This window comes from Stenotrophomonas sp. CS3K5 (assembly GCF_059515225.1).
This window is the reverse complement of the sequence record NZ_JCAKRX010000009.1, coordinates 76,626-101,506: the sequence shown is the minus strand read 5'-3', so window position 1 is coordinate 101,506 and position 24,881 is coordinate 76,626. Positions and strand designations below refer to the sequence as shown.

The 24,881-nt window shown below is 69.3% G+C and carries 26 protein-coding genes; all 26 read right to left on the bottom strand.

The genetic code is table 11. From position 1 onward, the window contains the following. Window positions 1-36: 36 nt before the first annotated feature. Window positions 37-3,375, bottom strand: coding sequence for an ankyrin repeat domain-containing protein (locus tag AC5YGJ_RS14230; RefSeq protein ID WP_309340122.1), 3,339 nt, complete (start codon window positions 3,373-3,375; stop codon window positions 37-39). Then, window positions 3,368-3,628: a YcgL domain-containing protein gene (locus AC5YGJ_RS14225; RefSeq protein WP_249844935.1), complete on the bottom strand. Its 261-nt coding sequence runs from the start codon at window positions 3,626-3,628 to the stop codon at window positions 3,368-3,370. Before AC5YGJ_RS14225 ends, AC5YGJ_RS14230 begins: the two co-directional genes overlap by 8 nt. A 150-nt stretch (window positions 3,629-3,778) precedes the next feature. Continuing rightward, window positions 3,779-4,237 carry a hypothetical protein gene (locus AC5YGJ_RS14220; RefSeq protein WP_496186896.1) on the bottom strand — a complete coding sequence of 153 codons (459 nt, stop codon included), beginning with the start codon at window positions 4,235-4,237 and terminating at the stop codon, window positions 3,779-3,781. Window positions 4,238-4,334: 97 nt separating this feature from the next. Further along, window positions 4,335-4,775 carry an excinuclease ATPase subunit gene (locus AC5YGJ_RS14215; RefSeq protein WP_496186895.1) on the bottom strand — a complete coding sequence of 147 codons (441 nt, stop codon included), beginning with the start codon at window positions 4,773-4,775 and terminating at the stop codon, window positions 4,335-4,337. Between the two features lie 58 nt (window positions 4,776-4,833). Beyond that, window positions 4,834-6,072: a beta-ketoacyl-ACP synthase gene (locus tag AC5YGJ_RS14210; RefSeq protein WP_309340118.1), complete on the bottom strand. Its 1,239-nt coding sequence runs from the start codon at window positions 6,070-6,072 to the stop codon at window positions 4,834-4,836. Then, window positions 6,072-6,803, bottom strand: coding sequence for a 3-ketoacyl-ACP reductase FabG2 (locus tag AC5YGJ_RS14205; RefSeq protein ID WP_107232605.1), 732 nt, complete (start codon window positions 6,801-6,803; stop codon window positions 6,072-6,074). Before AC5YGJ_RS14205 ends, AC5YGJ_RS14210 begins: the two co-directional genes overlap by 1 nt. Beyond that, window positions 6,800-7,255 (bottom strand): hotdog family protein, encoded by a 456-nt coding sequence (locus tag AC5YGJ_RS14200; protein WP_496186894.1) that lies wholly within the window; start codon window positions 7,253-7,255, stop codon window positions 6,800-6,802. Before AC5YGJ_RS14200 ends, AC5YGJ_RS14205 begins: the two co-directional genes overlap by 4 nt. Further along, a complete protein-coding gene (locus AC5YGJ_RS14195) occupies window positions 7,252-8,436 on the bottom strand; it encodes a beta-ketoacyl-[acyl-carrier-protein] synthase family protein (RefSeq protein WP_496186893.1) in 1,185 nt (394 codons plus the stop codon). The genes AC5YGJ_RS14200 and AC5YGJ_RS14195 overlap by 4 nt, the downstream gene beginning before the upstream one ends. Further along, window positions 8,433-8,990 carry a DUF3261 domain-containing protein gene (locus AC5YGJ_RS14190; protein ID WP_279920145.1) on the bottom strand — a complete coding sequence of 186 codons (558 nt, stop codon included), beginning with the start codon at window positions 8,988-8,990 and terminating at the stop codon, window positions 8,433-8,435. The genes AC5YGJ_RS14195 and AC5YGJ_RS14190 overlap by 4 nt, the downstream gene beginning before the upstream one ends. After that, window positions 8,978-10,228: an NAD(P)/FAD-dependent oxidoreductase gene (locus AC5YGJ_RS14185; protein ID WP_249842476.1), complete on the bottom strand. Its 1,251-nt coding sequence runs from the start codon at window positions 10,226-10,228 to the stop codon at window positions 8,978-8,980. The genes AC5YGJ_RS14190 and AC5YGJ_RS14185 overlap by 13 nt, the downstream gene beginning before the upstream one ends. 53 nt (window positions 10,229-10,281) lie before the next feature. Continuing rightward, a complete protein-coding gene (locus AC5YGJ_RS14180; protein ID WP_496186892.1) occupies window positions 10,282-12,636 on the bottom strand; it encodes an MMPL family transporter in 2,355 nt (784 codons plus the stop codon). Continuing rightward, complete coding sequence (locus AC5YGJ_RS14175) at window positions 12,629-13,252, bottom strand: outer membrane lipoprotein carrier protein LolA (RefSeq protein ID WP_496186964.1); 624 nt, start codon at window positions 13,250-13,252, stop codon at window positions 12,629-12,631. The genes AC5YGJ_RS14180 and AC5YGJ_RS14175 overlap by 8 nt, the downstream gene beginning before the upstream one ends. A gap of 2 nt (window positions 13,253-13,254) precedes the next feature. Next, entirely contained in the window at window positions 13,255-13,686 is a 432-nt protein-coding gene (locus AC5YGJ_RS14170) for an acyl-CoA thioesterase (protein WP_309340110.1), read from the bottom strand. After that, window positions 13,673-15,223 (bottom strand): HAL/PAL/TAL family ammonia-lyase, encoded by a 1,551-nt coding sequence (locus AC5YGJ_RS14165; RefSeq protein ID WP_309340108.1) that lies wholly within the window; start codon window positions 15,221-15,223, stop codon window positions 13,673-13,675. Before AC5YGJ_RS14165 ends, AC5YGJ_RS14170 begins: the two co-directional genes overlap by 14 nt. Further along, window positions 15,213-16,154, bottom strand: coding sequence for a lysophospholipid acyltransferase family protein (locus tag AC5YGJ_RS14160; protein WP_249842472.1), 942 nt, complete (start codon window positions 16,152-16,154; stop codon window positions 15,213-15,215). Before AC5YGJ_RS14160 ends, AC5YGJ_RS14165 begins: the two co-directional genes overlap by 11 nt. Window position 16,155: 1 nt before the next feature. Then, a complete protein-coding gene (locus tag AC5YGJ_RS14155) occupies window positions 16,156-16,926 on the bottom strand; it encodes a glycosyltransferase family 2 protein (RefSeq protein ID WP_496186891.1) in 771 nt (256 codons plus the stop codon). Further along, window positions 16,916-18,601 carry an ApeI family dehydratase gene (locus AC5YGJ_RS14150; protein ID WP_496186890.1) on the bottom strand — a complete coding sequence of 562 codons (1,686 nt, stop codon included), beginning with the start codon at window positions 18,599-18,601 and terminating at the stop codon, window positions 16,916-16,918. Before AC5YGJ_RS14150 ends, AC5YGJ_RS14155 begins: the two co-directional genes overlap by 11 nt. After that, window positions 18,594-19,145, bottom strand: coding sequence for a COG4648 family protein (locus AC5YGJ_RS14145; protein ID WP_249842469.1), 552 nt, complete (start codon window positions 19,143-19,145; stop codon window positions 18,594-18,596). Before AC5YGJ_RS14145 ends, AC5YGJ_RS14150 begins: the two co-directional genes overlap by 8 nt. Window positions 19,146-19,167: 22 nt before the next feature. After that, window positions 19,168-19,425, bottom strand: coding sequence for an acyl carrier protein (locus AC5YGJ_RS14140; RefSeq protein ID WP_057497823.1), 258 nt, complete (start codon window positions 19,423-19,425; stop codon window positions 19,168-19,170). 17 nt (window positions 19,426-19,442) lie between these two features. After that, window positions 19,443-19,700 (bottom strand): phosphopantetheine-binding protein, encoded by a 258-nt coding sequence (locus AC5YGJ_RS14135; protein WP_005411610.1) that lies wholly within the window; start codon window positions 19,698-19,700, stop codon window positions 19,443-19,445. Next, entirely contained in the window at window positions 19,687-20,484 is a 798-nt protein-coding gene (locus tag AC5YGJ_RS14130) for a lysophospholipid acyltransferase family protein (protein WP_496186889.1), read from the bottom strand. The genes AC5YGJ_RS14135 and AC5YGJ_RS14130 overlap by 14 nt, the downstream gene beginning before the upstream one ends. Next, window positions 20,477-21,220, bottom strand: a complete 744-nt coding sequence (locus AC5YGJ_RS14125; protein ID WP_409460672.1) for a beta-ketoacyl synthase chain length factor — start codon at window positions 21,218-21,220, stop codon at window positions 20,477-20,479. The genes AC5YGJ_RS14130 and AC5YGJ_RS14125 overlap by 8 nt, the downstream gene beginning before the upstream one ends. Before the next feature lie 216 nt (window positions 21,221-21,436). Continuing rightward, on the bottom strand, window positions 21,437-22,450 hold the full coding sequence (gene cydB, locus AC5YGJ_RS14120) for a cytochrome d ubiquinol oxidase subunit II (RefSeq protein WP_309340101.1): 1,014 nt from the start codon (window positions 22,448-22,450) through the stop codon (window positions 21,437-21,439). After that, window positions 22,450-23,847 (bottom strand): cytochrome ubiquinol oxidase subunit I, encoded by a 1,398-nt coding sequence (locus tag AC5YGJ_RS14115; protein WP_496186888.1) that lies wholly within the window; start codon window positions 23,845-23,847, stop codon window positions 22,450-22,452. Before AC5YGJ_RS14115 ends, cydB begins: the two co-directional genes overlap by 1 nt. A gap of 141 nt (window positions 23,848-23,988) precedes the next feature. After that, window positions 23,989-24,204, bottom strand: a complete 216-nt coding sequence (locus AC5YGJ_RS14110; RefSeq protein WP_496186887.1) for a hypothetical protein — start codon at window positions 24,202-24,204, stop codon at window positions 23,989-23,991. Continuing rightward, a complete protein-coding gene (locus tag AC5YGJ_RS14105; RefSeq protein WP_496186886.1) occupies window positions 24,201-24,845 on the bottom strand; it encodes an RNA polymerase sigma factor in 645 nt (214 codons plus the stop codon). Before AC5YGJ_RS14105 ends, AC5YGJ_RS14110 begins: the two co-directional genes overlap by 4 nt. Window positions 24,846-24,881: the final 36 nt, after the last annotated feature.

Here is a 24,881-nt window from a genome sequence, read left to right as displayed (position 1 = left end):
TGCCGGCCAACGGCCGGCACTACCCTCGTCCAGAGATCAGCCGTTGTCGCGCAGGAACCGGGCCATCGACGAGACGCCCGGCACACGCGGTTCAAACTCGCCGGCCACATCGATGAAACCACGCATCACCGCGATCTCGCGCGGGCTGCGGTTGAGGCTGTCGCGCACTTCCGGATCGGCACCGGCGCGCAGCAGGCGCTGCACCAGCAGCGGCAGGCCATGCAGGGCGGCCAGGTGCAGTGGGCCGAAGCCACGCGGATCACGTACCTCCAGGCTCACCTCTTCATCGAGCAGGCGCTCCACCGCCGCCATCACCACCTGCTCATCGCAGGCGGTGCCCGGTTCGGCGCGCGCGCCCAGCAGCAGCAGCAACGGCGTGACCGAACCGGCGGCGGCCTGGTCCGGTTCGGCACCGGCCAGCAACAGGGTGTCGAGCAAGGCGAGCAGGCGCGAGCGGTCACGGGCACTGAAGCCGTACAGCGCGGCGCAGTGCAACGGGCCCAGCTGCTGCGCATCGCCGGCATGCACGTCGGCACCGGCGGTCAGCAGGCGCGCAACGATGTCCGGCAGGCCCAGCGCCGAGGCCAGCATCAGCACGGTCACCCCACCCGGCAGGCGGTGTTCCAGTTTGGCGCCGGCGTCGAGCAGGGCCGAGACGATATCCACCTGGCGCATGCTGACCGCCGCCGACAGCGGCGTGGCACCACTGGCCGCCGCGTGCTGCGGATCGGCACCGCGTGCCAGCAGCAGGTCGGTCACCGCCAGATGGCCACCGCCGGCCGCGCGCAGCAGTGCGGTGCAGCCCTGCGCATCGACGGCATCGACGGCGAAGCCCAGATCGATCAGGCGGCGCACTGCATCGACGTCACCGGCCATTGCGGCAGCCGGCAGATCGGCCTCGCGCAGGGTGCGGCGCGGCAACGGCCACACCCGCCAGTCCAGCCAGTCGGCCAGATCGCGGCGGCCAATCGACAGCGCCACACCCAGTGGCGTCTGGCCATCGGCGGCGCGGGCTTCCGGCGAGGCACCGTGCTGCACCAGCAGCTTCAGCGCGCCTTCGCGGGCCAGCGCGGTGGCCAGATGTAGCGCGGTCATGCCGTGGCTGTCGCGCGCCTCGCGATCGACACCGGCCTTGAGCAGTGCCTGCTGCAGGCGCAGCCACCCCAGGCGCACCGCCAGCGACAGCGGCGGATCACCGGCCGGCGAGGCCGCGAACGGGTCGGCGCCGCGTTCCAGCAATTCCAGCGCCAGCTGTTCCAGGCCACGCGCCGCCTGATCATGCTGCGCGCAGGCGGCGAGGAAGCGCGCAAGGCCACCGCGACCGGCCGGCGACAGGCCACGCTGCAGCATCACCTGCAGCGCCGGCACGGCATCGATACCGCGCGAGAGCAGCGCGAACATCGGCGTGTCCGAGCAGGCATCACGTACGTAGGGATCGGCACCGTGGGCCAGCAGCCAGTCGACCGCGCGCGGCTCCAGCGCCAGTTCCGGATCGAGCAGCAGCCCGCCCAGTTCTTCCGGCTGGCACAGCTTGGCCAGTGCGGCCATGCCGTCGGTGTTGCCGAAGCCCAGCGCTTCGCGCAGCAGCGTCAGCGGCGGGCGGTCCGGCAACAGGCCACTGGCAGCGGCCGCGTCGCCGCGCTCGGCCAGGCCGTCGCTGACCGCAGCCGGCAACGGATAGGACGGATCCAGCAACGCGACGATCGCCCAGCGGCCCGCTTCGGCGGCGTAGTCCACCGCCCGGCGGCCGACCGGATCGGCGGCGTCGGCGGCGATGCCCAGTTCCACCAGGCGCTTGATCAGCAACGGCGAAACATCCTCGGCCATCGCGGCCAGCTGCACGGCATTGCGGCCCTCCCCATCGACCGCGACCAGGTCGGGCTTGTGGGGCAGCAGGTGTTCGACCACGGCGGCGCGGCCGGCGCGGGCGGCTTCCAGCCACGGCGTGCGGCCCAGCGCATCGCGCGCTTCCAGATTGGCGCCGGCGCCGAGCAGCACGCCGATGATTTCAACGTGGCCGGCCAATGCTGCCTCGTGCAGCGCGCTGCGGCGCTGGCGGTCGCGGGCATCGGCGCGTGCCTTGTGCTTGAGCAGCAGCTGTACACCGGCCGGATCGTCGTCTTCGGTGGCCGCGGCAGCCAGCAGTACCGGGGTACCGTCGGCCGGCTCGCTGCGGGCACCACGTTCAAGCAGGAAGCGCGCCAGGCGCCAGTTGCCGACCTGGCAGGCCACCGCCAACGGCGACCAGCCATCGTGGTTCAGTGCATCGACTTCGGCAGCGGCATCGCGCAGCAGCGCGGCCACGCCCGGGTCGGAACTGCGTGCGGCATGGTGCAACGGGGTGTTGCCATCACTGTCGACGGCGCGCGAATCGGCGCCGTTGGCGAGCAGGGTCATCACCGCCTCGGGGCGGCCATGCCAGCTGTCACGGGTGGCTGCCAGCAGCGGTGTCATGCCACGGTGCGGCGCATTCACATCGACGCCGCGGGCGATCAGTTCGCGCAGCAGGCGCAGGTCCGGCAGCACGGCCGCCAACACCGCCAGGCTGCGCTGGTCGCGCCAGTTCGGGTCGGGCAACGCATAGGGATCGGCACCGGCCTGCAGCAACTGCAGGCCGCGATCAATGCGGCCATGGCGGGCGGCCTCATACAGCGCCGGCGTCAGTTCCTGCGGTGCCAGTGCTTCCAGCGGCGCGGTTTCGGCCGCTGCGGAGAACAGCGGTTCGTGCTCGTTGCTGGACGTGGCCAGCGCGCCCGGACGCAGCGAGACCAACGGCGCAGGCGCGACCCGCTGCAACAGCAGATGCAGCAGCGGCGACAGCAGCACCACCGCCAGCGCGGCCGGCCAACGTGCGCCTTCCGGCAGCAGGCCCGGCCATGCCGGCAACACCACCAGCGCGGCCAGTGCGATCACCAGCGCCGCCACACCGAGGCCGCGCCAGGCGGTCAGGTCGCGCCCGGCCAGCGCCTGCCAATGCTGGGCCAGGCTGCCATCCAGGCGTTCGACATCGTTCCACAGCGGCCAGGTGCGCCAGGCCGCCAGCAGGCCGGCACTGACCAGCACGCTCAGGCCCAGCACGGCGGCCAGGCTGCCGCTGTCACGCAGCGCCGCCAGCGGCCAGGCCAGCAACAGTGCCAGCAACACCGGCGCGGCCGACCACAGCGCCAGCAGCGCCGGCAGGTCCTGGCGTGCCACCACCTTCAGCGGCAGCAGCGCGCGGCTGCGCCGCCACCACGACACGCCCAGCGCGAACGCCGGCTGTGACAACGCGGCCAGGATCGCCCCGGCAATGCCGCCCACGGCGGCACCCAGCGCCAGCACGGCGCCCACGGCGAAGGCGATCGACAGGGCGCGCGGACGGGAGAGGTCAGTCATAGTGGCGCGGCATCAGGCTGGCCACCGACGGCGGCACCTGCAGATAGAAGCCACGCTCGCTCATTTCGCTGCGCACCTTGTCCGGGTCAGCCTGGGCCAGGCGGCGCTGGGCATCCAGGGCCACATCCAGGACGAAGGTGAGCGTGCCCAGCGAGCGGAGCAGCGGCGAAGGCAGCGCGCTGAAATCATCGCGTCGGGGAACGTAGACGTAGGTGTCCGGCTTGAGTTGGCTTTTATAGACGTAGGCGTGCATGTCCACGGGACGATAACCCGGGAAGAGCCGTGATTGTGTCGGAAAGCCGACACCGGGGAAAGCCGTCAGCCGACGATGGCGGCGCGATCGACGGTGTTTCCCCGGCAGGGTTCAGCAATGTGGCGGCGGCGTTCATGCAACGCCACGCGCTCAGTTGGCCGCGATCTCTTCGCTCATCAGCGGATCGAGCGTGGGGTTTTCCAGCCAGCGCGCCACATCGCCGCCCAGTGCCTCGGCCACCCGCTTCAGGGTGGTGCAGGCGCGGAAGGTGAAGGGCCGGCTGGTAGTGCGCTTGAAACTGAAATTGCCGACCACGCGGCCATCTTCCTTCAGTTCGCCATAGATGCGCCCCCACTTCGGCCCTGAAATGGCGCCCCCGCCGGCGGCGTGCGCCTTGGTCACGACGATGTCCAGGCGGCGTCCAGCGTCTTCGCCGGGTGCGGCAACCACCACCCGGCCACCGGCATGGCGCACGATGCTGCTGCTCAGGTCGCGGCCGAATTCGCATTCCTGGCGGATCAGCTCGCCGCCGACCTCGGCCCGGTACGGTACCTCGGCGGCAATGCGGATGGGTGTTGCATCGGCGGCGTGCGCGGACCGTGCAGGCACGCAGCAGAAAGCCGCGGCAAGGGCCGCGACGAGCATCGATTTCATGGTGTCCCCCTGTGGACGGCATCCCCGACCGGCGGTCGGGGATGGCGATGGCTTACTTGACCTTGGCGTAGGTGCCCTTCAGCGCCACACCGGCGACAAAGGTGCCGGCCCAGCACTCATAGTTGGTGCTGCTCTTGAACTCGTTCTTCTTGTAGTAGCTGACAATGTCGACCACGGCGTTGGCGCCGCGCGACCTGGCGCCATCCTGCAGCGCGCGCAGCGCCGACAGCGCGACCCAGCGGCAGGCCTCGGCATCGCTCTTGTTGGCGGCGTTGGTCTTCTTGTTGGTCACGTCTTCGCCCAGGCGCTGCTGCACGCTGACCGGCTGGCCGGCCAGATAGAAGCGCACGCTGCCGTCGATGCCGGCGTCCTTGGCGGCCTGCGAACTGACCAGTTCCTGCAGGGACTGCTCGAGGCGGGTATCGCGTGCGGAGGCGGTGGAGCTCAGGGCCAGCAGCGCGGTGGCAGCGGCGATCATCAGGGTACGGCGCATCGAAACATCTCCTTGTCGAGGGTGCGGGGTAACGGGAACGGTGAGGTGACGCGGTGGATCATTCGCGCCAGCGGCGGAACACCAGCGAGGTGTTGATGCCGCCGAAGGCGAAATTGTTGCTCATCACGTACTCGGCCTGCAGTTCGCGGCCCGGGCCGGTGATGAAGTCCAGCTGGCCGCAGCGCGGGTCGACCTCGGCCAGGTTCAGGGTCGGCGCAAACCAGCCGGCACGCATCATCTCGATGCTCAGCCAGGCCTCGAACGCACCACAGGCGCCGAGCATGTGGCCGACATAGCTCTTCAGCGAGCTGATCGGCACGCGGCTGCCGAACACCTGCGCGGTGGCCTGGGTCTCGGCGATGTCGCCGTGGTCGGTGGCCGTACCGTGGGCGTTGACGTAGTCGATCTGCGCCGCATCCAGGCCGGCATCTTCCAGCGCCAGGCGCATCGCCTGGGCCATGGTGTCGGCGCTGGGCTGGGTGACGTGCTGGCCATCGCTGTTGGTGCCGTAGCCGACCACCTCGGCGAGAATGGTGGCGCCGCGCGCCTGTGCATGTTCCAGGTCTTCCAGGATCAGCGTGCAGGCGCCTTCGCCCAGCACCAGGCCATCGCGGCCGGCATCGAACGGGCGCGGCGTGCTCTGCGGTGCATCGTTGCGCACGCTGGTGGCGAACAGGGTGTCGAACACCGCCGCAGCGGTGGCATCGAGCTGCTCGGCGCCACCGGCCACCATCACCGTCTGCTTGCCGCTGCGGATCGCTTCATAGGCCGCACCCACGCCCTGGCTGCCCGAGGTGCAGGCGCTGGAGGTGGTGTAGACACGCCCGGACAGGCCGAAGAACACGCCGATGTTGACCGGCGCGGTATGGCTCATCATCTTCAGGTAGGTGGTGGCGCTGATGCCCTCGGTGGTGAACTCGTTGAGCATGCGCCCGAATTCGCCGGTGGCCTCGTGGCTGCCGGATGAGGAACCGTAGGCCACGCCGGTACGACCACTGCGCAGCACCGGATGTTCGTGCAGGCCGGCCTCGCGCAACGCCACTTCGGTGGCGCGCACCGACATGATCGCGACCTTGCCCATCGAACGGGTGGTCTTGCGGTTGTAGTTGGGCGGCAGTTCAAAGTCCTGTGCCGGTGCGGCCAGCTTGGTGTTCAGCCCGGCATAGACGTCCCATTCGGGCATCGCGCGCACCGCGTTGCGGCAGCTGCGCAGGTGCGCCTCGATGGTCGGCCAGTCATGGCCAAGCGGACTGATCGCGGACGCACCGGTCACCACCACACGACGATCGGCGGCCATCAGAGCATGCCTCCATTCACCGAGATCACCTGGCGGGTGATGTAGCCGGCCGGTTCGGACAGCAGGAACGCCACCGTGGCCGCCACTTCGTCGGGACGGCCGACGCGGCCGGCGGGAATCAGCTTGAGCGCGTGTTCAACCACTTCGTCGTTGAGCATTTCGGTCTCGATCAGGCCCGGGGCCACGCAGTTGACGGTGATCTGGCGGCTGGCCAGTTCCAGCGCCAGCGCCTTGGTGGCACCGATGATGCCGGCCTTGGCGGCGCTGTAGTTGACCTGCCCGCGGTTGCCGGCCAGGCCGGACACCGACGACAGGGTGACGATGCGGCCCGGCTTGCGCCGCCGCACCATCGGCATGATCAACGGGTGCAGCACGTTGTAGAAGCCATCCAGATTGGTGTGGATGACCTGGTCCCAATCGTCGGCCGACAGTGCCGGGAAGGCGCCATCGCGGGCGATGCCGGCATTGCAGACCACGCCGTAGTACGCGCCGTGCGCTTCCACATCGGCCTCCAGCGCGGCGCGTGCGGCCTCGCGGTCGGCCACGTCGAAGACCAGCACGCGGGCCTGCGGGCCCAGTGCCTGGATCTCGGCCACCACGGCCTGTGCCTCGTCCACGCGACTGCGGCAATGCACCACCACGTCGAAGCCATCACGCGCGATGCGCAGCGCGATGGCCCGGCCGATGCCCCGGCTGGCGCCGGTCACCAGCACGCTTCGATTCCCTGTCATGCCTGTCCACTCTCCAGATAGGCCATCGCGTCGGCCGGTTCGAACACCGACACGTTGGCTGTCGCCCATTCGTCCTCGCCTGCCAGGATGCGGCAGGCGAACATCCCCAATCCATTGTCACCCAACAGCTCGCAGCGCGCCTGTACGCGCAGGCGGGTGCCACTGGGGAAGCCACTGCGCGGGCTGCTGTAGCGGCGGCTGCCGAGCAGGAAACCGAGCTGCGGCGGCTTGCCGGCCGCGCGCGCACGGCAGCCGGCCCAGGCCGCGATGGCCTGCGCCATGTATTCGATGCCAACCCACGCCGGCACCTGGCCGTCCTCGACGAACAGGCCGGCCTCGGGCACCACCAGTTCGGCCTCGACGGCGTCCTGGTCCCACTGGGTGATGCGCTCCAGCAGGCACATGTCCTGGCGGTGCGGCACCACTTCTTCGATTGCGTACAGCGTGTTCATCGACGCTCCAGCGCCAGCACGGCATTGCTGCCGCCGAAGGCGAACGAATTGCTCAGCACCCTTCGCGGCGGCTGCGCCAGGCGGGTATCGGGCGCGACCAGCGTCAGCACCGGCAGCGCCGGATCGGCCACGCCGTCCCACCAGTGCGGCGGCAACTGCTGCTGCGGATTCTCGGCCAGCAGAATCCAGCACAGCGCGGCTTCGATCGCACCCGAGGCACCCAGCGTGTGCCCGGTCAGCGGCTTGGTCGAGCTGGCCGGCACACCCGTGCCAAGTACCTGCGAGAACGCCAGGCTTTCCATCGCATCGTTGTGGCCGGTGGCGGTGCCATGCAGGTTCACGTAGTCCACCTCACCAGCCGCCCAGCCGGCGCGCTGCAGCGCCTGCTGCAGGGCGTCGATGGCACCCAGCCCTTGCGGGTCGGGCGCGGACATGTGGTGGGCGTCGGCCGATTCGCCCCACCCGGCCAGGCACACCGGGCCCGGCTCGCGGGTGAGCAGGAACAGTGCCGCGCCTTCGCCAATATTGATGCCGGCGCGGTGCTGCGAGAACGGATTGCAGCGCGACGCCGACACCGATTCCAGCGCGCTGAAGCCGGCCACGGTGAAGCGGCACAACGAGTCGGCACCGCCGGCGATGACCGCATCGACGATGCCGGCGCGCAGCATGCGCGCAGCCGACATCAGCGCCTTGGCACTGGAAGAGCAGGCGGTGGACAGGGTCCAGGCTGGGCCTTGGGCGCCACTACGCTGGCGCACGAACTGCGCGGCGGTGCCCATTTCCTGCTGGGCGTAGTCGAAGCCCTGCGGCCACAGTCCCTGTTCGGCGTGGGTGCGCAGGGCCTGCTCGGATTCACCGATGCCCGAAGTGCTGGTGCCCAGCACCACTGCCACACGCTCGGCACCGTGGCGGGCGATGGCGGCGCTCACCGCCGGCGCGATCTGCGCCAGTGCCACCTCCAGCAGCGCGTTGTTGCGCCCGCGCAGGGCGACCGGCAGATCCTCCAGCGCCGGCAGCGGCGTGCGTACTTCGCCCAGTGCCAGGGTGCGCCCCGGCAGCAGGTGGTCGTTGTCGCTGAGCCCGCCCGGTGCATCGGCGAACAGCGCCGACGCCACCGCGGCACGGCCTTCGCCAATCGCGCAGACCACGCCCAGGTCGTTCAGGTAGATCGGTGCACTCATCGGTCCTGCCCGGCCATGTCGATCGATTCGATGCGCAGCGCATAGCCTTCGGCGCGGTTGTCGAGCTGTACGCTGCCATCGTCCAGGCGCTGCAGCTGCAACCACACCACGCCATCGCGCGACAGGCTGCGCTGCTGGCCGTCATCGCTGACCTGCCAGCCGGCCGGTATCGCGGCGGCGATGGCGGCGGTCGGCCACAGCGCGAACTGCAGGTCGTCCAGCACACGCTCGGCGCGCACCTGCGGCGGCAGCCACGGCGCGCGCTGCTGGGTCAGCCGCTGGCCATCCCACTGCAGGCGCACGCCGGTCTGGCCCATCGCCTGCACGGCCAGCTGCACCTGCTGTGCATCGGCTTCCAGCAGCGCATCGAGGTCGCGTTCATGGCTGCCGAAACGGAAATGCAGCTGCTGCTGCAACGCCAGCGGCGCCGGCAGGCTGGCCGGCGACAGGCGCAGCGGCGGCAGTTCCACCTGCGGCTTGGGCATGCGGCCAGCACAGGCGGCCAGCAGCAGGCACAGCAGCAGGGCCACGGTGCGGACGATCACGCGCTGCACAGTTGCTCCAGCACGCGCATGCGGCGGCCACTTTCGTCGGCCACATACGGGTTGTTGGTGTCCCAGGCGTATCCGGCCAGGATGGAACTGATCATGTTGCGCACTTCCGGCTGCTGCTGCGGGTGGTAGATGATCTTCTGGAAGCCGCCCTGGTACCAGCTTTCCACGAAGCGGCGGAAGGTCTTCACGCCCGCGCGCAGCGGCCTGGAGAACTCCGCCTCCCAGTCCACGGTTTCACCGGCGTAGCGGCGCTTGAGGCAGTCGCTGGCCAGCTGCGCAGACTTGAAGGCGATGGTGACGCCGGAGGAGAACACCGGATCGAGGAACTCGCCGGCGTTGCCCAGCAGCGCATAGCCCGGGCCCCACAGCGAGCTGACATTGGCCGAGTAGCCGGTGATGCGGCGCACCGGCAGCACCGCCCATTCGGCATTGGCCAGCAGCCCGGTCAGGTTCGGGTCCTCGCCGACGATGGCCTGCAGCTTCTGCAGATCGTCGCCTTCGTAGCGTTCGAAGAACGACGGCTCGGCGACCACGCCCAGCGAGCAGCAGCCGTTGGAGAACGGGATCGTCCAGTACCAGACGTCGATGTGCTCGGGGTGGGTGGTGATCAGGATCTTGTTGCGGTCGAAGTCCGCTTCGGCCGGAATGTTGTCGCGCACGTGGCAGAAGATCGCGCCGCGCACCGGGAAGTTGGACGGCGACTCCAGCTGCAGCAGGCGCGGCAGCAGGCGTGCGAAGCCGGAGGCATCGAGGATGAAGTCGGCTTCGATGCGGTACTCGCTGCCATCCGGTCGGCGCACGTTCACCGCCGGCTGTTCACCGGGTTCGACCGACAGCACTTCATCGCCGAAGCGCAGCGTGGCGCCCATGCGCTCGGCACCACGTGCCAGTACGTTGTCGAAGTCGGCGCGCTGCACCTGGTAAGTGGTGCCCCAGCCGGGCGAGAACTTCTTCCTGAAATCGAACGCGGTGCGTGCCTCGCCGTGCACGAAGGCGGCACCGTTCTTGTACTGGAAACCGGCCTCGACCACGTCCTGCAGCAGCCCGGCCGCTTCGATGTACTCCATGCTCTGCGGCAGCAGGCTTTCGCCGATGGAGAAGCGCGGGAACTGCTGGCGCTCCAGCATCAGCACCTGGCGGCCCTGCTGGCGCAGCATCGCCGCGGCGACGGAGCCGGCCGGGCCCGCGCCGATGATCAGGATTTCAGTGCGTTCGACAGCATCCACAGCAGTACTCATCGGGGCGTCCTTGTTGCTCGATCAGAGGAAGAGAAGAAAACCGGAGGGCGGGCTCAGGCCGGCGGCATGTCGTGCGGCGGTGGACGGAACAGCGGCGAGATCAGCCAGACCAGGCCGATGCCGAACAGCAGGGTCAGGCCGAAGGCGCGCAGCGCCGGAGTCTGCGACAGGCCCAGCAGGCCGAACGACAGCCAGGTACTGGCCGCACCCACGCACACCGCCAGCCACGCGCTGGCATCACCGCGGTGCTCGATCAGGAAGATGCCGTAGTCGATGCCCATGCCCAGCAGCAGCATCAGCGCCAGCACGTTGAACAACTGCAGCGGCTGGCCGAACAGGCCCAGCAGGCCCAGGGTCAGCGCACCGGCGATCAGGGTCGGCGCGAACACGCGCCAGGCCTGGCGGCGGTAGCGCAGCCACAGCGCGCCGAACACCAGCACGATGCCGACCAGCAGCAGCCCACCCATCAGCTTGCGGTAGTGGCCGAGCAGCTGCGAGAAATCGGCGGTGCGATCCACCCAGCGCACGCCCTGCAGGCCCTCGGCCGCACCATGCAGGGTCGTCAGTGCATCGGCGCGTGACAGGTCATCGACCATCACCACGCTGATCATCTGACCGCCCACCGCACCCACCCACAGATGGCGGAACGGCTGCGACGCCGGCGAGGCCAGGAAGGCTTCGGCGGTCAGCGGTGCGCTGGCGAAGTCCGGTCGTTGCAGCGGTTCGCCCACCGCCTCGGACACCGCCGACAGCACGCCCGGTTCCACCTTCGCGGTCAGCGCTGCATCGGCCTGCTGGCGCGCGGGCGACGGCAACCAGTCGCTGATCGCGCGGTAGCCGCCGATGCGCTTGTCATCGGCCAGCGCACGCAGGCGCGTCGTCAGTGCCTCTTCGCGTTGCAGCAGCTGCGCCGCATCGGCGCCCTGCACCAGGTAGAACTGCGCCGGGCTGGGCATGCCCAGCAGCTGGCTCAGGCGGATCTGCTGGGCCATCAACGCCGGCGGCGAAGACTGCAGGCTGCGCAGGTCGTCGTTGCTGTGCAGGCGCGCGATGCCGAGCGCGGACAGCGCCAGCGCGGCCACCACGAACACCGTCACTGGGCGACTGCCATGCAGTCGCGGGAAGCGCTCCAGCGTGTTGCCCAGCCACTGCGAGAAACGGGTCTGGCGGATCTCGCCACCATCCAGCCACGGGAACCAGAAGATGACCGTGAGGAACGCGGCAGCCAGGCCGACCACCGAGAACAGCGCCATCTGGCGAAGGCCCGGGAACGGCGCCAGGCCCAGCGCCAGATAGGCCAGCGCGCTGGTCAGCAGGGCCAGCCACAGGCCGGGCAGCAGGTGCCGCAGCAGCTTCCAGCGGCGATCGGCCGGCTCGGCCTGGCGCGAGGCGAACCAGTGGATGCCGTAGTCCTCGGCCACGCCCACCAGCGACGCACCAAACACCAGGGTCAGCACGTGCACCTTGCCGAACACCAGCACGGTGACCGCCAGCGCCACACCACAGCCGATCAGCAGCGAGGCGGCCACCAGCAGGATCGGGCGCAGCGAGCGGAAGGCCAGCCACACCAGCAGCAGCACTGCCGCCAGCGAGCCCCAGCCGATGGTGTTGATCTCCCGGTTGGCCTGTACGGCAGCGGCTTCGGCGTGCAACGGCACACCGGCATGCAGGATTTCCAGCTCCGGCGCGGCCGCCTTGGCCGCCTTCCCGGCACGTTCCAGCAGCCCATCAAGATGGCGCTCGCCATCGAGCTGGAACGCCGAGCCCGGCGTATCGAACTGCAATGCCGCCCAATGCTTGCCTTCGGCTTCGAGCAGGCCGTCATCGCCCAGGCGCAGGCCTGAGCCCTGCGCCTGCTGCTGCCACCACTGCGGCCACAGCGACAGCGGGTCCTGCCGCCAGTCAGTCAGGCGCGGCGCGCCCATCGGGCCGTACAGCGCGGCCAGTGCCTGCTCGGCCAGTGCCCCGGTTTCGCTGTTCTGCAGCTGGTTGCGCTGGCTGGGAGTCAGCAGGCGATCGCGGTACGGCGCGTAGAACGCGCGCGCCTCATCGAACCAGCCTTCGATCGAACCGCTGGGCACCAGCAACGCGCTGTCGGCATCGGCAGCCATCGCCGCGGCGAACGCCGCCTGCGCGCGCTTGGCGGCGGTGCCATCCTGGCTGCCGAGCAGCACCACCACCTGCCGCGAACTGCCATCGGCGATGCGCCGGGTGACATCGCTCAACAGGCGGTCATGCGCATCCTGCGGCAGCAACGCGAGGATGTCGGTGTCGATCCGCGACTGCTGGCTCCACAGGTGCCACTGCTGCGCGCCCAGCGCCAGCAGCAGCACCAGCCAGGCGATGCCCAGCCAGTGCCACCAGCGCCGCAACCGGTCCGGTGCGTTCAACGCCACAGCGTCACTCAAAGCGGCGTGCCTCATTGGGGTCCAGCGTGGCCGGGGCCTCGCTCAACGCGCTGAACTGGATCTGCGTGCGGTCCTTGTTGGCCTCGACGATCTCCACCTGGCGCACATAGCGGTCACCCTGCAAGGTCAGCGATTCGAAGGCCTTGGCCAGCATTGCCGACTTCGGTGTCAGGCGCAGTCGCCAGCCCTGCCCTTCGCGGCTGGCAGCAACATTGAACTGGCTGGACAGCGCCTGCACGTCGCCGCTCATCAGCGCGAACATGATCGCGTTGACCGAGCGCATCGCCGGCTGCTGCCGCGCGTCGAGCTCGACACGGGTGCTGCCATCGCGCTGGCGGCTGAGGATGCGGTCGGCAGTGACCACCACTTCAGAAGGGAACGGCTTGAGCGTGGTCCAGATCACGCCGTGCTGGCGCGCGACCACGAACCGGCCCTGCGAGCGCAGCGGGTTCTTGAAGCCGCTGACCTGTTTTTCCTGGCTGAACTGGCCACGCAGCACGTCGGGCCGCGCCACCGCCTGGGTGATCGCATCGACGGCGGGGTCGGCCGCCTGTACACGCGGTACGGCCACCAGCAGCAGCGCGCACAGCAGCACGCTCGAAACACGGGCAAGCATCGTCACGGCGCAGGCACTCCCAGGCGTTCCCACAGTACCGGCGGGCACTGGTACAACATTTCCTTGCTGGCCGCGTCCAACGCGACCTGGATGGTCATCGCGCGGGTCAGCACCTGGCCGCTTTCCGCATCGAGAATCTCGTACTCGATCTTCAGCCGGTTCTCCCATTCCACGATGCGCGCGACCACGCGCAGCGCCTGGTTGAACAACAGCGGGCGCACGTACTTCACCCGCGCATCGACCACCGGCCACAGGTAGCCCGATTCGAGCATCTGCGGGTAGTCGTAGTCGTAGCGGCCGAGCAGTGCGCAGCGCGCGATCTCGAAGTACTTGAAGTAGTTGCCATGCCAGACCACGTTCATCGGATCGCAGTCATGGAAGGCGGGGGTCAGGGTGATTTCCCCGACCAGTTCCGTGTGTTCATTCACCGGCATACAGTTCCCAGCGTTGCGCGCGGATCTCCACCAGCAGTTCCCGCAGTTCGCGATCCAGCGCGCGGTCTTCTTCGACCAGGGCGATGCGCTGCCCCAGTTCGGCGTACATGTCGGCCAGACTGCCATGCAGCTGCGCATTCAGGCCAACCCGCTCGCGCAGGGCCAGGCCCTGGCGCGCGGCAATCAGCATCGCGGCCACCACCTGCTCGGTCAGCTCGATCACGCGCAGGCAGTCGCGCGCGGCGATGGTGCCCATGCTGACCTTGTCCTGGTTGTGGCATTCGGTGGAACGCGAGAATACCGAGGCCGGCATGGTCTGCTTCAGCGCTTCGGCGGTCCAGGCCGACACGCTGATCTGCAGCGCCTTCAGGCCATGGTTGATCGCCGCGCGCGGGCCGGTGGCCGCCGACAGGTTGGCCGGCAGGCCGTGGTTGTAGCGGGCATCGACCACCAGCGCCAGCTGGCGGTCGAGCAGGTCGGCGACATTGGCCACGGTGTTCTTCAGGGTATCCATCGCCAGCGCGATGTGGCCGCCGTAGAAGTGGCCACCGTGCAGGATGCGCTCGCCGTCGGCGTCGATCAGCGGATTGTCGTTGGCGCTGTTGAGCTCGGTTTCGATCAGCTGGCGCAGGAACGGCAGGCTGTCTTCCAGCACGCCGATCACGTGCGGTGCGCAGCGCAGCGAGTAGCGGTCCTGCAGGCGCTGTTCGTTGCGCGGCGGACGTTCGCTGTGCAGGTCACTGCGCAGGCGTGCAGCGATGCGGCCCTGGCCCGGGTGCGGCTTGGCCGCGAACAGGGTCTGGTCGAAGTGGTGCGCATTGCCGTCGCTGGCCAGCACGTTGAACGCGGTCAGGCGCGTGGCCATGCGCGCCAGGTAATCGGCGCGCTGCCAGGCCAGGCAGGCCAGGCCGGTCATCACCGCGGTGCCGTTCATGATCGCCAGGCCTTCCTTCGGCCGCAGCTTCAGCGGGGTCATGCCGATCTTCGCCAGCACCGGGCCAGCCGGCTGCACCTGGCCTTCGAACAGCACCTCGCGCTCGCCACACAGCACCGCCGCCACGTACGACAGCGGGGTCAGGTCGCCACTGGCACCAACCGAACCCTCGGCCGGAATCATCGGCAGCACGTCGTGCTGCAGCAGCGTGGCCAGGCCTTCCAGCAGCGGCACGCTGACACCGGACATGCCGCGCACCAGCGACGCCAGGCGCGCGGCCAGCACCGCGCGGGTCTCGACCGGGTCCAGGTAACGGCCCAGGCCGCAGCCGTGATAGGTGTACAGATGGTGCGGCAGTTCGGCCACCAGCGCCGGCGGGATGTTCACCGTGCACGAGTCGCCGTAGCCGGTGGTCACGCCGTAGATCACGCCATCCTCGCGCAGCAGGCGGTCGAGGAAATCGGCGCCGCGCTGGATATGCGCGCGGAACGCCGGGGCGTCGCTCAGTGCGGCCTCGCACTGGCGCTGGGCCAGGGCCACCACGTCTTCGATGGTCAACGGTGCATCGCCAAAGCGGCACACGGGTACGGCGTCAGTCGTCATGCGGAGCCTGATCCCAGAAGGGGAAGAAATTGAACCAGTCCAACGGCGACTGGATGACCTGGAGTTCGAGCCAGCGCGCGAAGTGCTGGGCCTGTTCGGCCAGTGCGGCATCGCGCGAACCGCGCGGCAGCACGATGCGTTCGGCGAACTGTTCAAACGCCACCCGATAGCCCTCGCCCTGATGCAGGCAGGCCATGGTGTAGACCGGGCAGCCCAGCGCGGCGGCCAGCACATAGGCGCCGATCGGGAACGGCGCACGATGACCGAGGAAATCGGCGGTGACACTGCGGCCGCCCTGCACCGGCGTGCGGTCGCCGACGATGGCGACGAAGCCACCGGCCGCCACCCGCTCGGCCAGCATCACCGCGGTGGCCGGTCCCATTTCGGTGACCTGCACCAGCTCCACCGCTGCCAGCGGGTCCAGCCGCTGCAGCAGGCGGTTGAAGCGCTGCGCATGCGCGGTGTGCACCAGCACGGTGATGCGGAACCCCGGCACCTGCTCGGCCAGCACCTGGCACAGTTCCAGGCAGCCGATATGCGCGGTCAGGATCAACCCGCCTTCGCGGCGCGCGATCTTGTCCAGCACCAGATCGCGGTGCAGGTGGATGCGTTCGGGCGGGTAGCGCCCGCCCAGGCCGAGGATCTTGTCCAGCATCGTGTCGGCGAAGGCGAAAAAGTGGCGCAGGCTGTCGCGCCGCGTAGGTGCGCGGCCGAGCACGCCGCTGTGCGCCTGCAGGCGCTGCAGGTACTGCATCGAGGCCTGGCGGCCGACACGGTTGCCGAGCCAGTGGCAGGTCACCACCGGCCACACGCACAGGCGGAATGGCCAGCGCCCGAACCAGCGGTGCACCCAGCACAGGAACAGCACGCCGGCCACCGAGGTGGACTCGCCGATGTCGGCCCAGTGCGGGGCGTCGTGCGTGGTCGCCATCTCAACCCTGCCCACGCAGGCGGCGCCACAGCAGGCGCGGCGCGCGCCAGAGCATGCCGAAGAACAGGCGGGTGTGCATGCGGCTGATGCGCACGTTGTCGCGCCACACATCGAAGTGCGACACCCCATCGGACGGATAGGTCACGCGCGTGGCCAGGTGTTCGACCGGCAGCTGCCGCCAGTAGAGGCGCACCATGATCTCGGTGTCGAAATCCATGCGCCGGCCGATGGTCTCTTCGCCGATCAGGCGCAGCACCGGTGGCAGCGGATACACGCGGAAGCCGCACATGGTGTCGCGCAGGTGCAGCGACAGCGTGTTGATCCAGACCCAGATGTGGGTGGCGTAGCGACCGTACAGGCGCGCCTTCGGCACGCTGGCGTCGTAGGCCGGAATGCCGCAGATCACCGCCTCGGGCCGCGCACGCGCAGCCACGATGAAGCGTGCCAGATCGGCGGTATCGTGCTGGCCGTCGGCATCGATCTGCAGCACGTGGCTGTAGCCACGCGCGCCGGCTTCAGCAAAGCCGGCCAGCATCGCCCCACCCTTGCCCTGGTTGACGTCCAGGCGTAGCAGGTCGACGCCCTGGCGCTGTGCCAGTGCACGCAGCACCGCCGCGCAGGACGCGTGCGAGCCGTCATCGACCAGCAGGCAGGGCAGGCCGGCGGCCTGCACGCCATCGACCACCGCCGCGATGGCGTGCTCGTGGTCGTAGACGGGAATCACCACCAGTGGCGCGAACGCGGCACCGGCAACGGCCGGGTCAGTCCACATCGGCGAACACCACCTTGCCGCTGGCATGCACGCCGTGGCGGGAGGTATAGCGGAACGTGAGCACTCCGCGCGCGGCATCCCAGTCCAGCTGCAGGGTCAGCTCATCCCCCGGGCGTGCTACGTGCTGGAACTTCACCGCGTCCATGCGCAGGAAGCCCGCCGGCATCGCGAACGCCTGGCGGCCGAAGCGCACCGCCCAGTCCAGCTGGGCCACGCCGGGCAGGATCGCCGCCTGCGGGAAGTGGCCCTGGAAGGGCCGCAGCGCCGGGTCCAGGGTCATGCGCAGGGTGGCGCTGTCCGCGCTGCGCTGGTCCCACACCGGTTCGGGCATCAATGGCTGGAACAGCGTTGCCAGGGCGGCCTGGGTCACCTTGCCCTGCGCGTTGATCGGCAACGCCTGCACCAGACGCCAGCGGCGCGGCCGGGTAACCGCGTCGTGGGCAGAGGCCAGGCGTGCGCCAAGGCGCTGGCCGAGCGCGCGGCGCGCGGCGTCGCCCCCCTCCAGCAGCGCCGGATCGGCCGGTACCACCACCGCTGCCAGCTGCTCACGCTGTCCTGGCAGGACCAGCACGCGCACGTCATCCACCTCGGCGTCTTCGCGCAGCGCGCGCTCCAACGCATCCAGCGAGACGCGGCGCTCTTCAATCTTGACGATGCGGTCGGCGCGGCCCAGCAGGCGGAAACGGCCATCGGCCAGCGCTTCCACCCGATCCTGGGTGCGCCACCAGTCGGCGTTCTCCAGGTGCGCGGAGGCCACCGCCAGGCAGCCGTCGTCGATCCGCCACTGCACGCCCGGTAGCGGCTGCCACGGCGGCAGGTCGGTGTCCCAGCGGCGCCAGGCGATGCCGCCGGTCTCGCTGCTGCCGTACACCTCGGTGGGGGCCACGCCCAACCACTGCCGCACCTGCCGCGCCGCCTCTTCCGGCAGCGGGCCGCCGGAGGAGAACACCGCGCGCAGGCGGCCATGCAGGCTGGCCCAGTCGAGCTGTTCGGGCAGGCGCTTGAGGTGGGCCGGAGTTGCCACCAGCACCGTATCGGTACCGGCCAGCGCGCCCACCAGGTCTTCGTGGAAGAACCGGCGCGGATGAATCAGGCGGCCGGCGGCCAGCGGCCACAGCACGCGGAACAGCAGGCCGTAGATGTGCTGGTGGGACACCGTGCCATGCACCTGCGCGCCCTCCAGCTGCGCGCCGAAGGCGGCCTGCAGCGCGTCCACTTCGCGCGTCAGCTGGTCCATGCGCTTGCTGATCGCACTGGGCTGGCCGGTGCTGCCGGAGGTGAACACACACAGCTCGCAGGCGCGCTCGTCCAGCGCCTGCAGCGCAGCGTCCCCGCCGATGGCCGAGGCCACCAGCGGCCGGTAATCGGCGGACACATCGCCAGCGAAACCACTCACCTGCGGTTGCAGCGCCTGCAGCGTGGCCGGCAGGTTGTCGGCGGCCAGGAACACCCGCTTGCCGGCATGCCAGGCACCGAACAGCGCTGCCGCGAAGGCCACCGCGTCATCGAAGTACAGCGCCCAGTCGCGACCATCGGCGGCGGCAAAGGCCGCGCGCCAGGCCAGCACCCGCTGCCGGAAGCGGGGGTGATCGATCACCTCGCCCTCGCAGAGGCCGATGCGGCGCTGCGGCTGCGGGTCCACCAGCAGTCGGTCCAGGGCGATCCACTCAGCCATGCGCGTGCGCCGCCTTGACCCGCCGCCGCACCAGCCACTCACCTGCAAACAACACGCCCATCATCACGTACGCCAACAATCCGTTGTAGAGCATCCAGACCCGGTCCGACGCGTACAGCGCGGTCAGCAGGGCCAGGCTGCCGTTGAGAACGAAGAAGCCGCACCAGACCTGGGTGACGCGGCGGGTATAGGCCACCGCAAACGGTGGCAGGTCCGGCTCCTGCAGCCGCGCCAGGCGCTCCACCAGCGGCGGGCCGAAACGCAGGCTGGTGCCGAACACCGCCAGCATCACCGCGTTGACCAGCGCCGGGTACAGCTTCAGCGGCAGGGCCTGGTTGAGTACGGTGGCCAGCACGGCCAGCAGGCCGGTACCGGCGGCGGCGGCCCACCACAGCGGCTGGCGCGTGCTCAACGCCCGCAGCACCGCCAGGGCAAACAGCAGCAGCGACAGCCAGCGCGGCTCGAAACGGCCCATCGCCAGGTACACCAGCAGCGGGTAGGCCAGCGAAATCGCGGCCACCACGACGGTGCGTGCGCGTGCCATGGCGAAGCCGCCGGCGCTGCGGTCAGGCGGCTGCCTGGTCCGGCAACAGCCCATGCACGACATCGACGATGTCCTGCACGGTGCGCACGGCCTTGAACGCTTCCGGCTGCAGGTTGCGGCCGAGCAGCGGCTTGAGCTGCACGATCAGGTCCACCGCATCGATGCTGTCGATGTCCAGGTCGTCGTACAGGCGCGCCTCGGGGGTGATCCGCGCAGGCTCGATCTCGAAGCTGTCGGTCAGGATGCTGACGATGCGTTCAAACAGTTCATTCTTGGTCATGGCAGTTCCTGGCGCCGTTACGACTGGCGGGCGGCGACGAACTCGCCGAGCGCGCGCACGCTGGAGAAATGGCGACGGGTTTCTTCCGAATCGGCCGAGAGGCTGACACCGTACTTCTTCTGCAGCGCCAGGCCCAGCTCCAGCGCATCGATCGAATCCAGACCGAGGCCTTCAACGAACAACGGCGCGGTCGGATCGATGTCCTCCGGCGTGATGTCCTCCAGCGAAAGGGAGGAAATGATCAATTCCTTGATCTCGTGCTCAAGTGCTTGCACGGGGCGGCTCTCCAGACAGGTCGAAATAACGAGAAAGGTGCTCGGTAACGCGGCGTGCCGCCAAGGCATCCCCCCTTGGCGAGTCGTCTTCGGCCAGGAAAGGCGCGATCGGGATATCTTCGCCGATCTGCAGCCGAACGTGAAAGCGACGTGAGGGTACACGATACCACTTCTGTCCCTTGGTCAGGGTCGGGGGGGTACAGGTGATCCGCACCGGGGTGATGTCCAGCCGGCCGCGCACGGCGATGTTGGCCGCGCCCCGCTGCAGCCGGGGCGGCTGACCGGGCACACTGCGGGTGCCTTCGGGGAAGATGACCAGGGTGCCGCCGGCCTGCACGGCGGCGACGCAGTCGTCCACCAGCCCGGCGCCGTCGTCGTTGGAGATGTAGCCGGCCGCCCGTACCGGGCCGCGCATGAACGGGTTGCAGGCCACGGCCCGCTTGACCACGCAGTCGGCGTTGGGCAGCAGCGCGATCAGGCAGACCACGTCGATCAGGGTCGGATGATTGGCCAGAACCAGCAGGCCATCGCGCTGCAGGCGCTCGCGGCCCTCGATCTGCAGGGTCATCACCCCCAGCCGGCACATCAGCCGGACATGGCTGGCGAAGGCCGCCTGCACCACCCGGCGGGCCCGGCGGCGGCGGGCCATCGGGTCACGCATCAGCATCAACACCGGCATCACCAGCAGGCCCAGCAGCAGCCCGCCCACGCCGAACGCGGCAAAGCTCAGGCCGGTGCCGAACACCCGCCAGGCATGGTCCAGGCGGCGCCGCAGCTCAGCCACGGCGCCCCCAGCGCCAGCGTTGGCCCTGGCTCACATGCTCCAGCGCCGGCGCCGCCGACAGCAGGAAGCGGTGCAGGTCCAACGCGTGCGGCAGCGTGCCCGGCGCGGTGCTGGCCTGGCCTTCGGCCGGGTGCCACTGCAACGACAGGGTCGGATGGCCCTCGGCGGGCGCGGTCAATCGCCAGCACCAGGCGAAGAACGGGTCGGGTTCGTCGGCGAACGTCGCGTAAATACGCGGCAACGGCGATTCATAGACCACCACCCGCACTTCGCGGGCGCCATCGGCCAGCAGGCCCGCGGCCTCCAGACAGGCGGCTTCCACGGTGGACTGCCCGGCGGCCAGCGCCAGGTAGTTGCCGCGGTGGCCACGGGCGATCGAGTACAGCGCGGCGATCGCGTTGTGCACCGACAGGCCGAACCCGGTCGGCGACAACGGTTGTTCGCCGATCAATGCGGACAGCAGGTCCATGGACCGGGCGACGTCGCCATGGCGGCTGGCGAACACCAGCGGTACCTGGCTGTCAGCGCCCTGCCCGTCCTCGCACCAGCACGCGGCCTGGATCGCCATCCGGCCCAGCCGCTCGATACGGCGGCGCTGCATCGCCGGCACCTCGGCCAGCGCCGGGGTGTCCTCGCCCTGCGGCAGGTACGGTGCCTCGGCCCAGCGCAGCCACTGGCTGCGCTCGCTCAGGCCGGGCGCCCAGGCGGCCCAGTCGACGATGGAGAATTCGATCATTTAGCGGTGGTGCTTCAATGGGAGAACGATAGGCACGAGCCATTACGGCGACGCGCGGCGGCCCCCCATTCCTGCGGCCGTGCGTCCGTCCAGGACGTCGCCGGCTGCCCCCCTGGCCGCCGGAAAGGAGCGCACGCTAGCACGTCCGGCACGGGGTGTGCAGGTTTCACATTCCCCAACGCGGGCCCGCCACCCTCGGGTCCGCGTTTGGATCGATCAGTGGTAACCGGTATCGGCGTGCACCTTGCCGCGGAATACCCGGTAGGACCATGCCGTATAGCCGAGGATGACCGGCAGCAGAACGACCAGCCCGACCAGGGTGAAGCCCAGCGAGGAGGCCGGCGCGGCCGCCTGCCACAGCGTCATCGACGGCGGCAGCAGGTACGGCCACATGCCCAGCACCAGGCCGAGGAAGCCGAGCACGAACAGCGCCAGGCTGAGCAGGAACGGCGGCAGGTCACGGCGTGGATGGGTGGCGCTGCGCCACAGCGCGGCCGCCACTGCCAGGGTCAGCAGCGGTACCGGCGACAGCCACCAGAAGTTGCCGTCGCTGAACCAACGCGCCATCAACCGCGAGTCGAGGAACGGCAGCCAGCTGCTGACCAGGCCCATCGCCGCGATCACCGCCACCACCAGCGGCCGGGTCAGCTGCCGTGCGAGCGCCTGCACGCGCCCTTCGGTCTTCAGGATCAGCCAGGTGCTGCCCAGCAGCGCATAGCCGGCCACCAGCGCGGCACCGGTCAGCATCGCGAACGGGCTGAACCAGGCAAACGCACCGCCCTGGTAGACACCGTCCACCAGCGGAATGCCCTGCACCAGGGTGCCCAGGATCACGCCCTGGGCGAACGTCGCCAGCAGCGAACCGAGGCCGAACGCCACGCTCCACAGCCGGCGCGAACGATGCGCCTTGAAGCGGAACTCGAACGCCACGCCACGGAACACCAACGCCACCACCAGCAGCAGCACCGGCAGGTACAGCGCCGACAGCAGCACCGCATAGGCCTTCGGGAATGCCGCCAGCAGGCCGGCGCCGCCCAGTACCAGCCAGGTCTCGTTGCCGTCCCAGATCGGCGCGGCGGTGTTCATCATCAGGTCCAGCTGGTCCTCGTCCTCGGCGAACGGGGCGAGGATGCCGATACCGAGCACGAAGCCGTCCAGCACCACGTACATCAGCACGCCGAAGCCGATCACCGCGAACCACGCCACCGGCAGCCAGGTCATCAGGTCCATCAGCGCTCCTCCAGCGGCTCGTCGGCAGCCGACAGCGGGCGCGCCGGGGTGTGGCTGCCATGATCCAGCGACGGCCCTTCGGCGAAGGGCTGCGGCCCATGGCGCAGGATCTTCACCAGGTACCAGATGCCCCAGCCGAACACGAACGCGTAACCGACCACGTAGACACCCAGCGACAGCGCGGTCATCCACGCACTCTGCGGGCCGACCGCATCGGCGGTGCGCAGCACGCCGTACACCACCCACGGCTGGCGCCCCATCTCGGTCACGAACCAGCCCGACAGCAGCGCGATGAAGCCGCTGGGCAGCATCCAGTTCCAGCTGCGCAGCAGCCACGGTGAATCCAGCAGTTTGTTGCGCCACAACTGGAAAGCCGAGACCCAGGCCAGCAGCAACATCAATGTGCCCAGCCCGACCATGATGCGGAAGGCGAAGAACACCGGCGTCACCGGCGGCCGCTCGCTGGCCGGCACCGAGGTGAGCGGATCGAAGGTACCGTCCAGCGAATGGGTGAGGATCACGCTGCCCAGCTTGGGGATGGCCACTTCGAAATCGTTGCGCTCTTCCCTTTCGTTGGGCAGCGCGAACACCACCAGCGGCACGCCCTCGCCTTCCCGGGTTTCATGCCAGTGCGCTTCCATCGCCGCGATCTTCATCGGCTGGTGCTTGAGCGTGTTCAGGCCGTGCATGTCGCCGACGAAGATCTGCACCGGCACGGTCAGCGCCGCGAACGCCACCGCCGCCACCAGCATGCGCCGGCCCGCTTCCACGTGCGTGCCCTTGCGCAGGTACCACGCACCCACACCACCAATCACGAAACAGGTAGTGATGAACGAGCCCAGCGCCATGTGCGCCAGGCGGTACGGGAACGAGGGGTTGAACACCACCTGCCACCAGTCCACCGGATGCACGATGCCGTTGACCATCTCGTAGCCGGCCGGCGTATGCAGCCAGCTGTTGGACGAGAGGATCCAGAACGTGGAGAACAGCGTGCCCAGCGCCACCATGCAGGTGGACAGGAAATGCAGGCGCGGCGAGACCCGGCCCCAGCCGAACATCATCACGCCCAGGAAGCTGGCCTCCAGGAAGAACGCGGTCAGCACTTCATAGGTCAGCAGCGGACCGATCACGGTGCCGGCCACCTCACTCAGCCGCGGCCAGTTGGTGCCGAACTGGAACGCCATGACAATGCCGCTGACCACGCCCATGCCGAACGACACCGCGAAGATCTTCTGCCAGAAGAAATACAGCTCGCGCCACACCGGCAGCCTGGTGCGCAGCCAGCGCCATTCGATGAAGGCCAGCCAGCTGGCGGTGCCGATGGTGAAGGCGGGGAACAGCACGTGGAAACTGATGACGAATCCGAACTGGATCCGGGACAACAACAACGCGTCCAAGGGACGCCTCCTGCCTGCGACCGGTGGGATACCGGACCACTTTAGGAGGATTTAGTTAACGTGGGATGCGACCGGGTGACGCGCTGCTTCACTTTGTCGCAGGTGGGCGTGACGATCGCTGGGCGTGGCCCGGCGGCAGCCTCAGTGCCAGAAATACCAGGCGCCCGCCGCCAGCAGCGTGGCCACCAGCAGCACCTGCACCACCACATAGCCCACACCACTGTCGCGCGACTCGGCGGTAATGCGCTGCTGCAGCGCCTCACTCACATCCGGCGTTTCTTCCTGCTGCGCCTGCTCACGCAACGCCTGTGCCAGCGCGCGAGCTTCCGCCTCGCGGGGGTCGGTCGGTGGGTTCACAGCAGTTCTCCGGCGGTGGCGTGCCGCGTCAGTTCCTGTTTCAGGACATGGCGCGCGCGGAACAGGTGGCTCTTGATGGTACCGCGTGCCAGCCCGGTCACCTGTTCGATCTCGGCCAGATCGAAATCTTCCAGATAATGAAGCCCGACGATCAGGCGCTGTGGCGGGCTCAGCCGTTCCAGTGCCGCGCCCAGCTGGCGCCCGGCCTGCAACGCCTCGCTCAGCTCCGCCGGCCCAGGGCCTTCATCACCGGCGCCCAGTTCCTCGGGCACCTCAACGGCCACCATCCATTGCGCTTCCAGCCGCCGCCGCCGCAGGTACTGCAGCGCCGTGGTGTAGGCCACCCGCGAGACCCAGGTGCGCAACGAGGATTCAAAGCGGAACCGGTGCAGCTGGCGGAACACCGCCAGGAAGGTCTCCTGCAGCAGGTCGGCCACCTGGTCGCGGTCACCGACCATGCGCCCGATCACATGCGCGCAGGTGCGTTGATGGGCCTGCACCAGCTGCGCGAAGGCCGCTTGCGAGCCATCGATGATGGCGCTGACCAGCGCGCGCTCGTCGTCCGCGGCCGGTGCCGGTTCGACGGGGACGTCGCGGTGACGCCCCCGCAATGCCGCCAGTGCTCCGCCCAGCAGGCTCATGCGCAGGGCGCCCCCTGTGCCCGTGGCATGCCAGCC

Coding starts and splice junctions, on each gene's coding strand:
- AC5YGJ_RS14230 (WP_309340122.1), bottom strand. CDS start 3,375: ATGACTGACCTCTCCCGTCCGCGCGCCCTGTCGATCGCCTTCGCCGTG.
- AC5YGJ_RS14225 (WP_249844935.1), bottom strand. CDS start 3,628: ATGCACGCCTACGTCTATAAAAGCCAACTCAAGCCGGACACCTACGTC.
- AC5YGJ_RS14215 (WP_496186895.1), bottom strand. CDS start 4,775: ATGCGCCGTACCCTGATGATCGCCGCTGCCACCGCGCTGCTGGCCCTG.
- AC5YGJ_RS14210 (WP_309340118.1), bottom strand. CDS start 6,072: ATGGCCGCCGATCGTCGTGTGGTGGTGACCGGTGCGTCCGCGATCAGT.
- AC5YGJ_RS14205 (WP_107232605.1), bottom strand. CDS start 6,803: ATGACAGGGAATCGAAGCGTGCTGGTGACCGGCGCCAGCCGGGGCATC.
- AC5YGJ_RS14200 (WP_496186894.1), bottom strand. CDS start 7,255: ATGAACACGCTGTACGCAATCGAAGAAGTGGTGCCGCACCGCCAGGAC.
- AC5YGJ_RS14195 (WP_496186893.1), bottom strand. CDS start 8,436: ATGAGTGCACCGATCTACCTGAACGACCTGGGCGTGGTCTGCGCGATT.
- AC5YGJ_RS14185 (WP_249842476.1), bottom strand. CDS start 10,228: ATGAGTACTGCTGTGGATGCTGTCGAACGCACTGAAATCCTGATCATC.
- AC5YGJ_RS14175 (WP_496186964.1), bottom strand. CDS start 13,252: ATGCTTGCCCGTGTTTCGAGCGTGCTGCTGTGCGCGCTGCTGCTGGTG.
- AC5YGJ_RS14170 (WP_309340110.1), bottom strand. CDS start 13,686: ATGCCGGTGAATGAACACACGGAACTGGTCGGGGAAATCACCCTGACC.
- AC5YGJ_RS14165 (WP_309340108.1), bottom strand. CDS start 15,223: ATGACGACTGACGCCGTACCCGTGTGCCGCTTTGGCGATGCACCGTTG.
- AC5YGJ_RS14160 (WP_249842472.1), bottom strand. CDS start 16,154: ATGGCGACCACGCACGACGCCCCGCACTGGGCCGACATCGGCGAGTCC.
- AC5YGJ_RS14155 (WP_496186891.1), bottom strand. CDS start 16,926: ATGTGGACTGACCCGGCCGTTGCCGGTGCCGCGTTCGCGCCACTGGTG.
- AC5YGJ_RS14150 (WP_496186890.1), bottom strand. CDS start 18,601: ATGGCTGAGTGGATCGCCCTGGACCGACTGCTGGTGGACCCGCAGCCG.
- AC5YGJ_RS14145 (WP_249842469.1), bottom strand. CDS start 19,145: ATGGCACGCGCACGCACCGTCGTGGTGGCCGCGATTTCGCTGGCCTAC.
- AC5YGJ_RS14140 (WP_057497823.1), bottom strand. CDS start 19,425: ATGACCAAGAATGAACTGTTTGAACGCATCGTCAGCATCCTGACCGAC.
- AC5YGJ_RS14125 (WP_409460672.1), bottom strand. CDS start 21,220: ATGATCGAATTCTCCATCGTCGACTGGGCCGCCTGGGCGCCCGGCCTG.
- cydB (WP_309340101.1), bottom strand. CDS start 22,450: ATGGACCTGATGACCTGGCTGCCGGTGGCGTGGTTCGCGGTGATCGGC.
- AC5YGJ_RS14105 (WP_496186886.1), bottom strand. CDS start 24,845: ATGAGCCTGCTGGGCGGAGCACTGGCGGCATTGCGGGGGCGTCACCGC.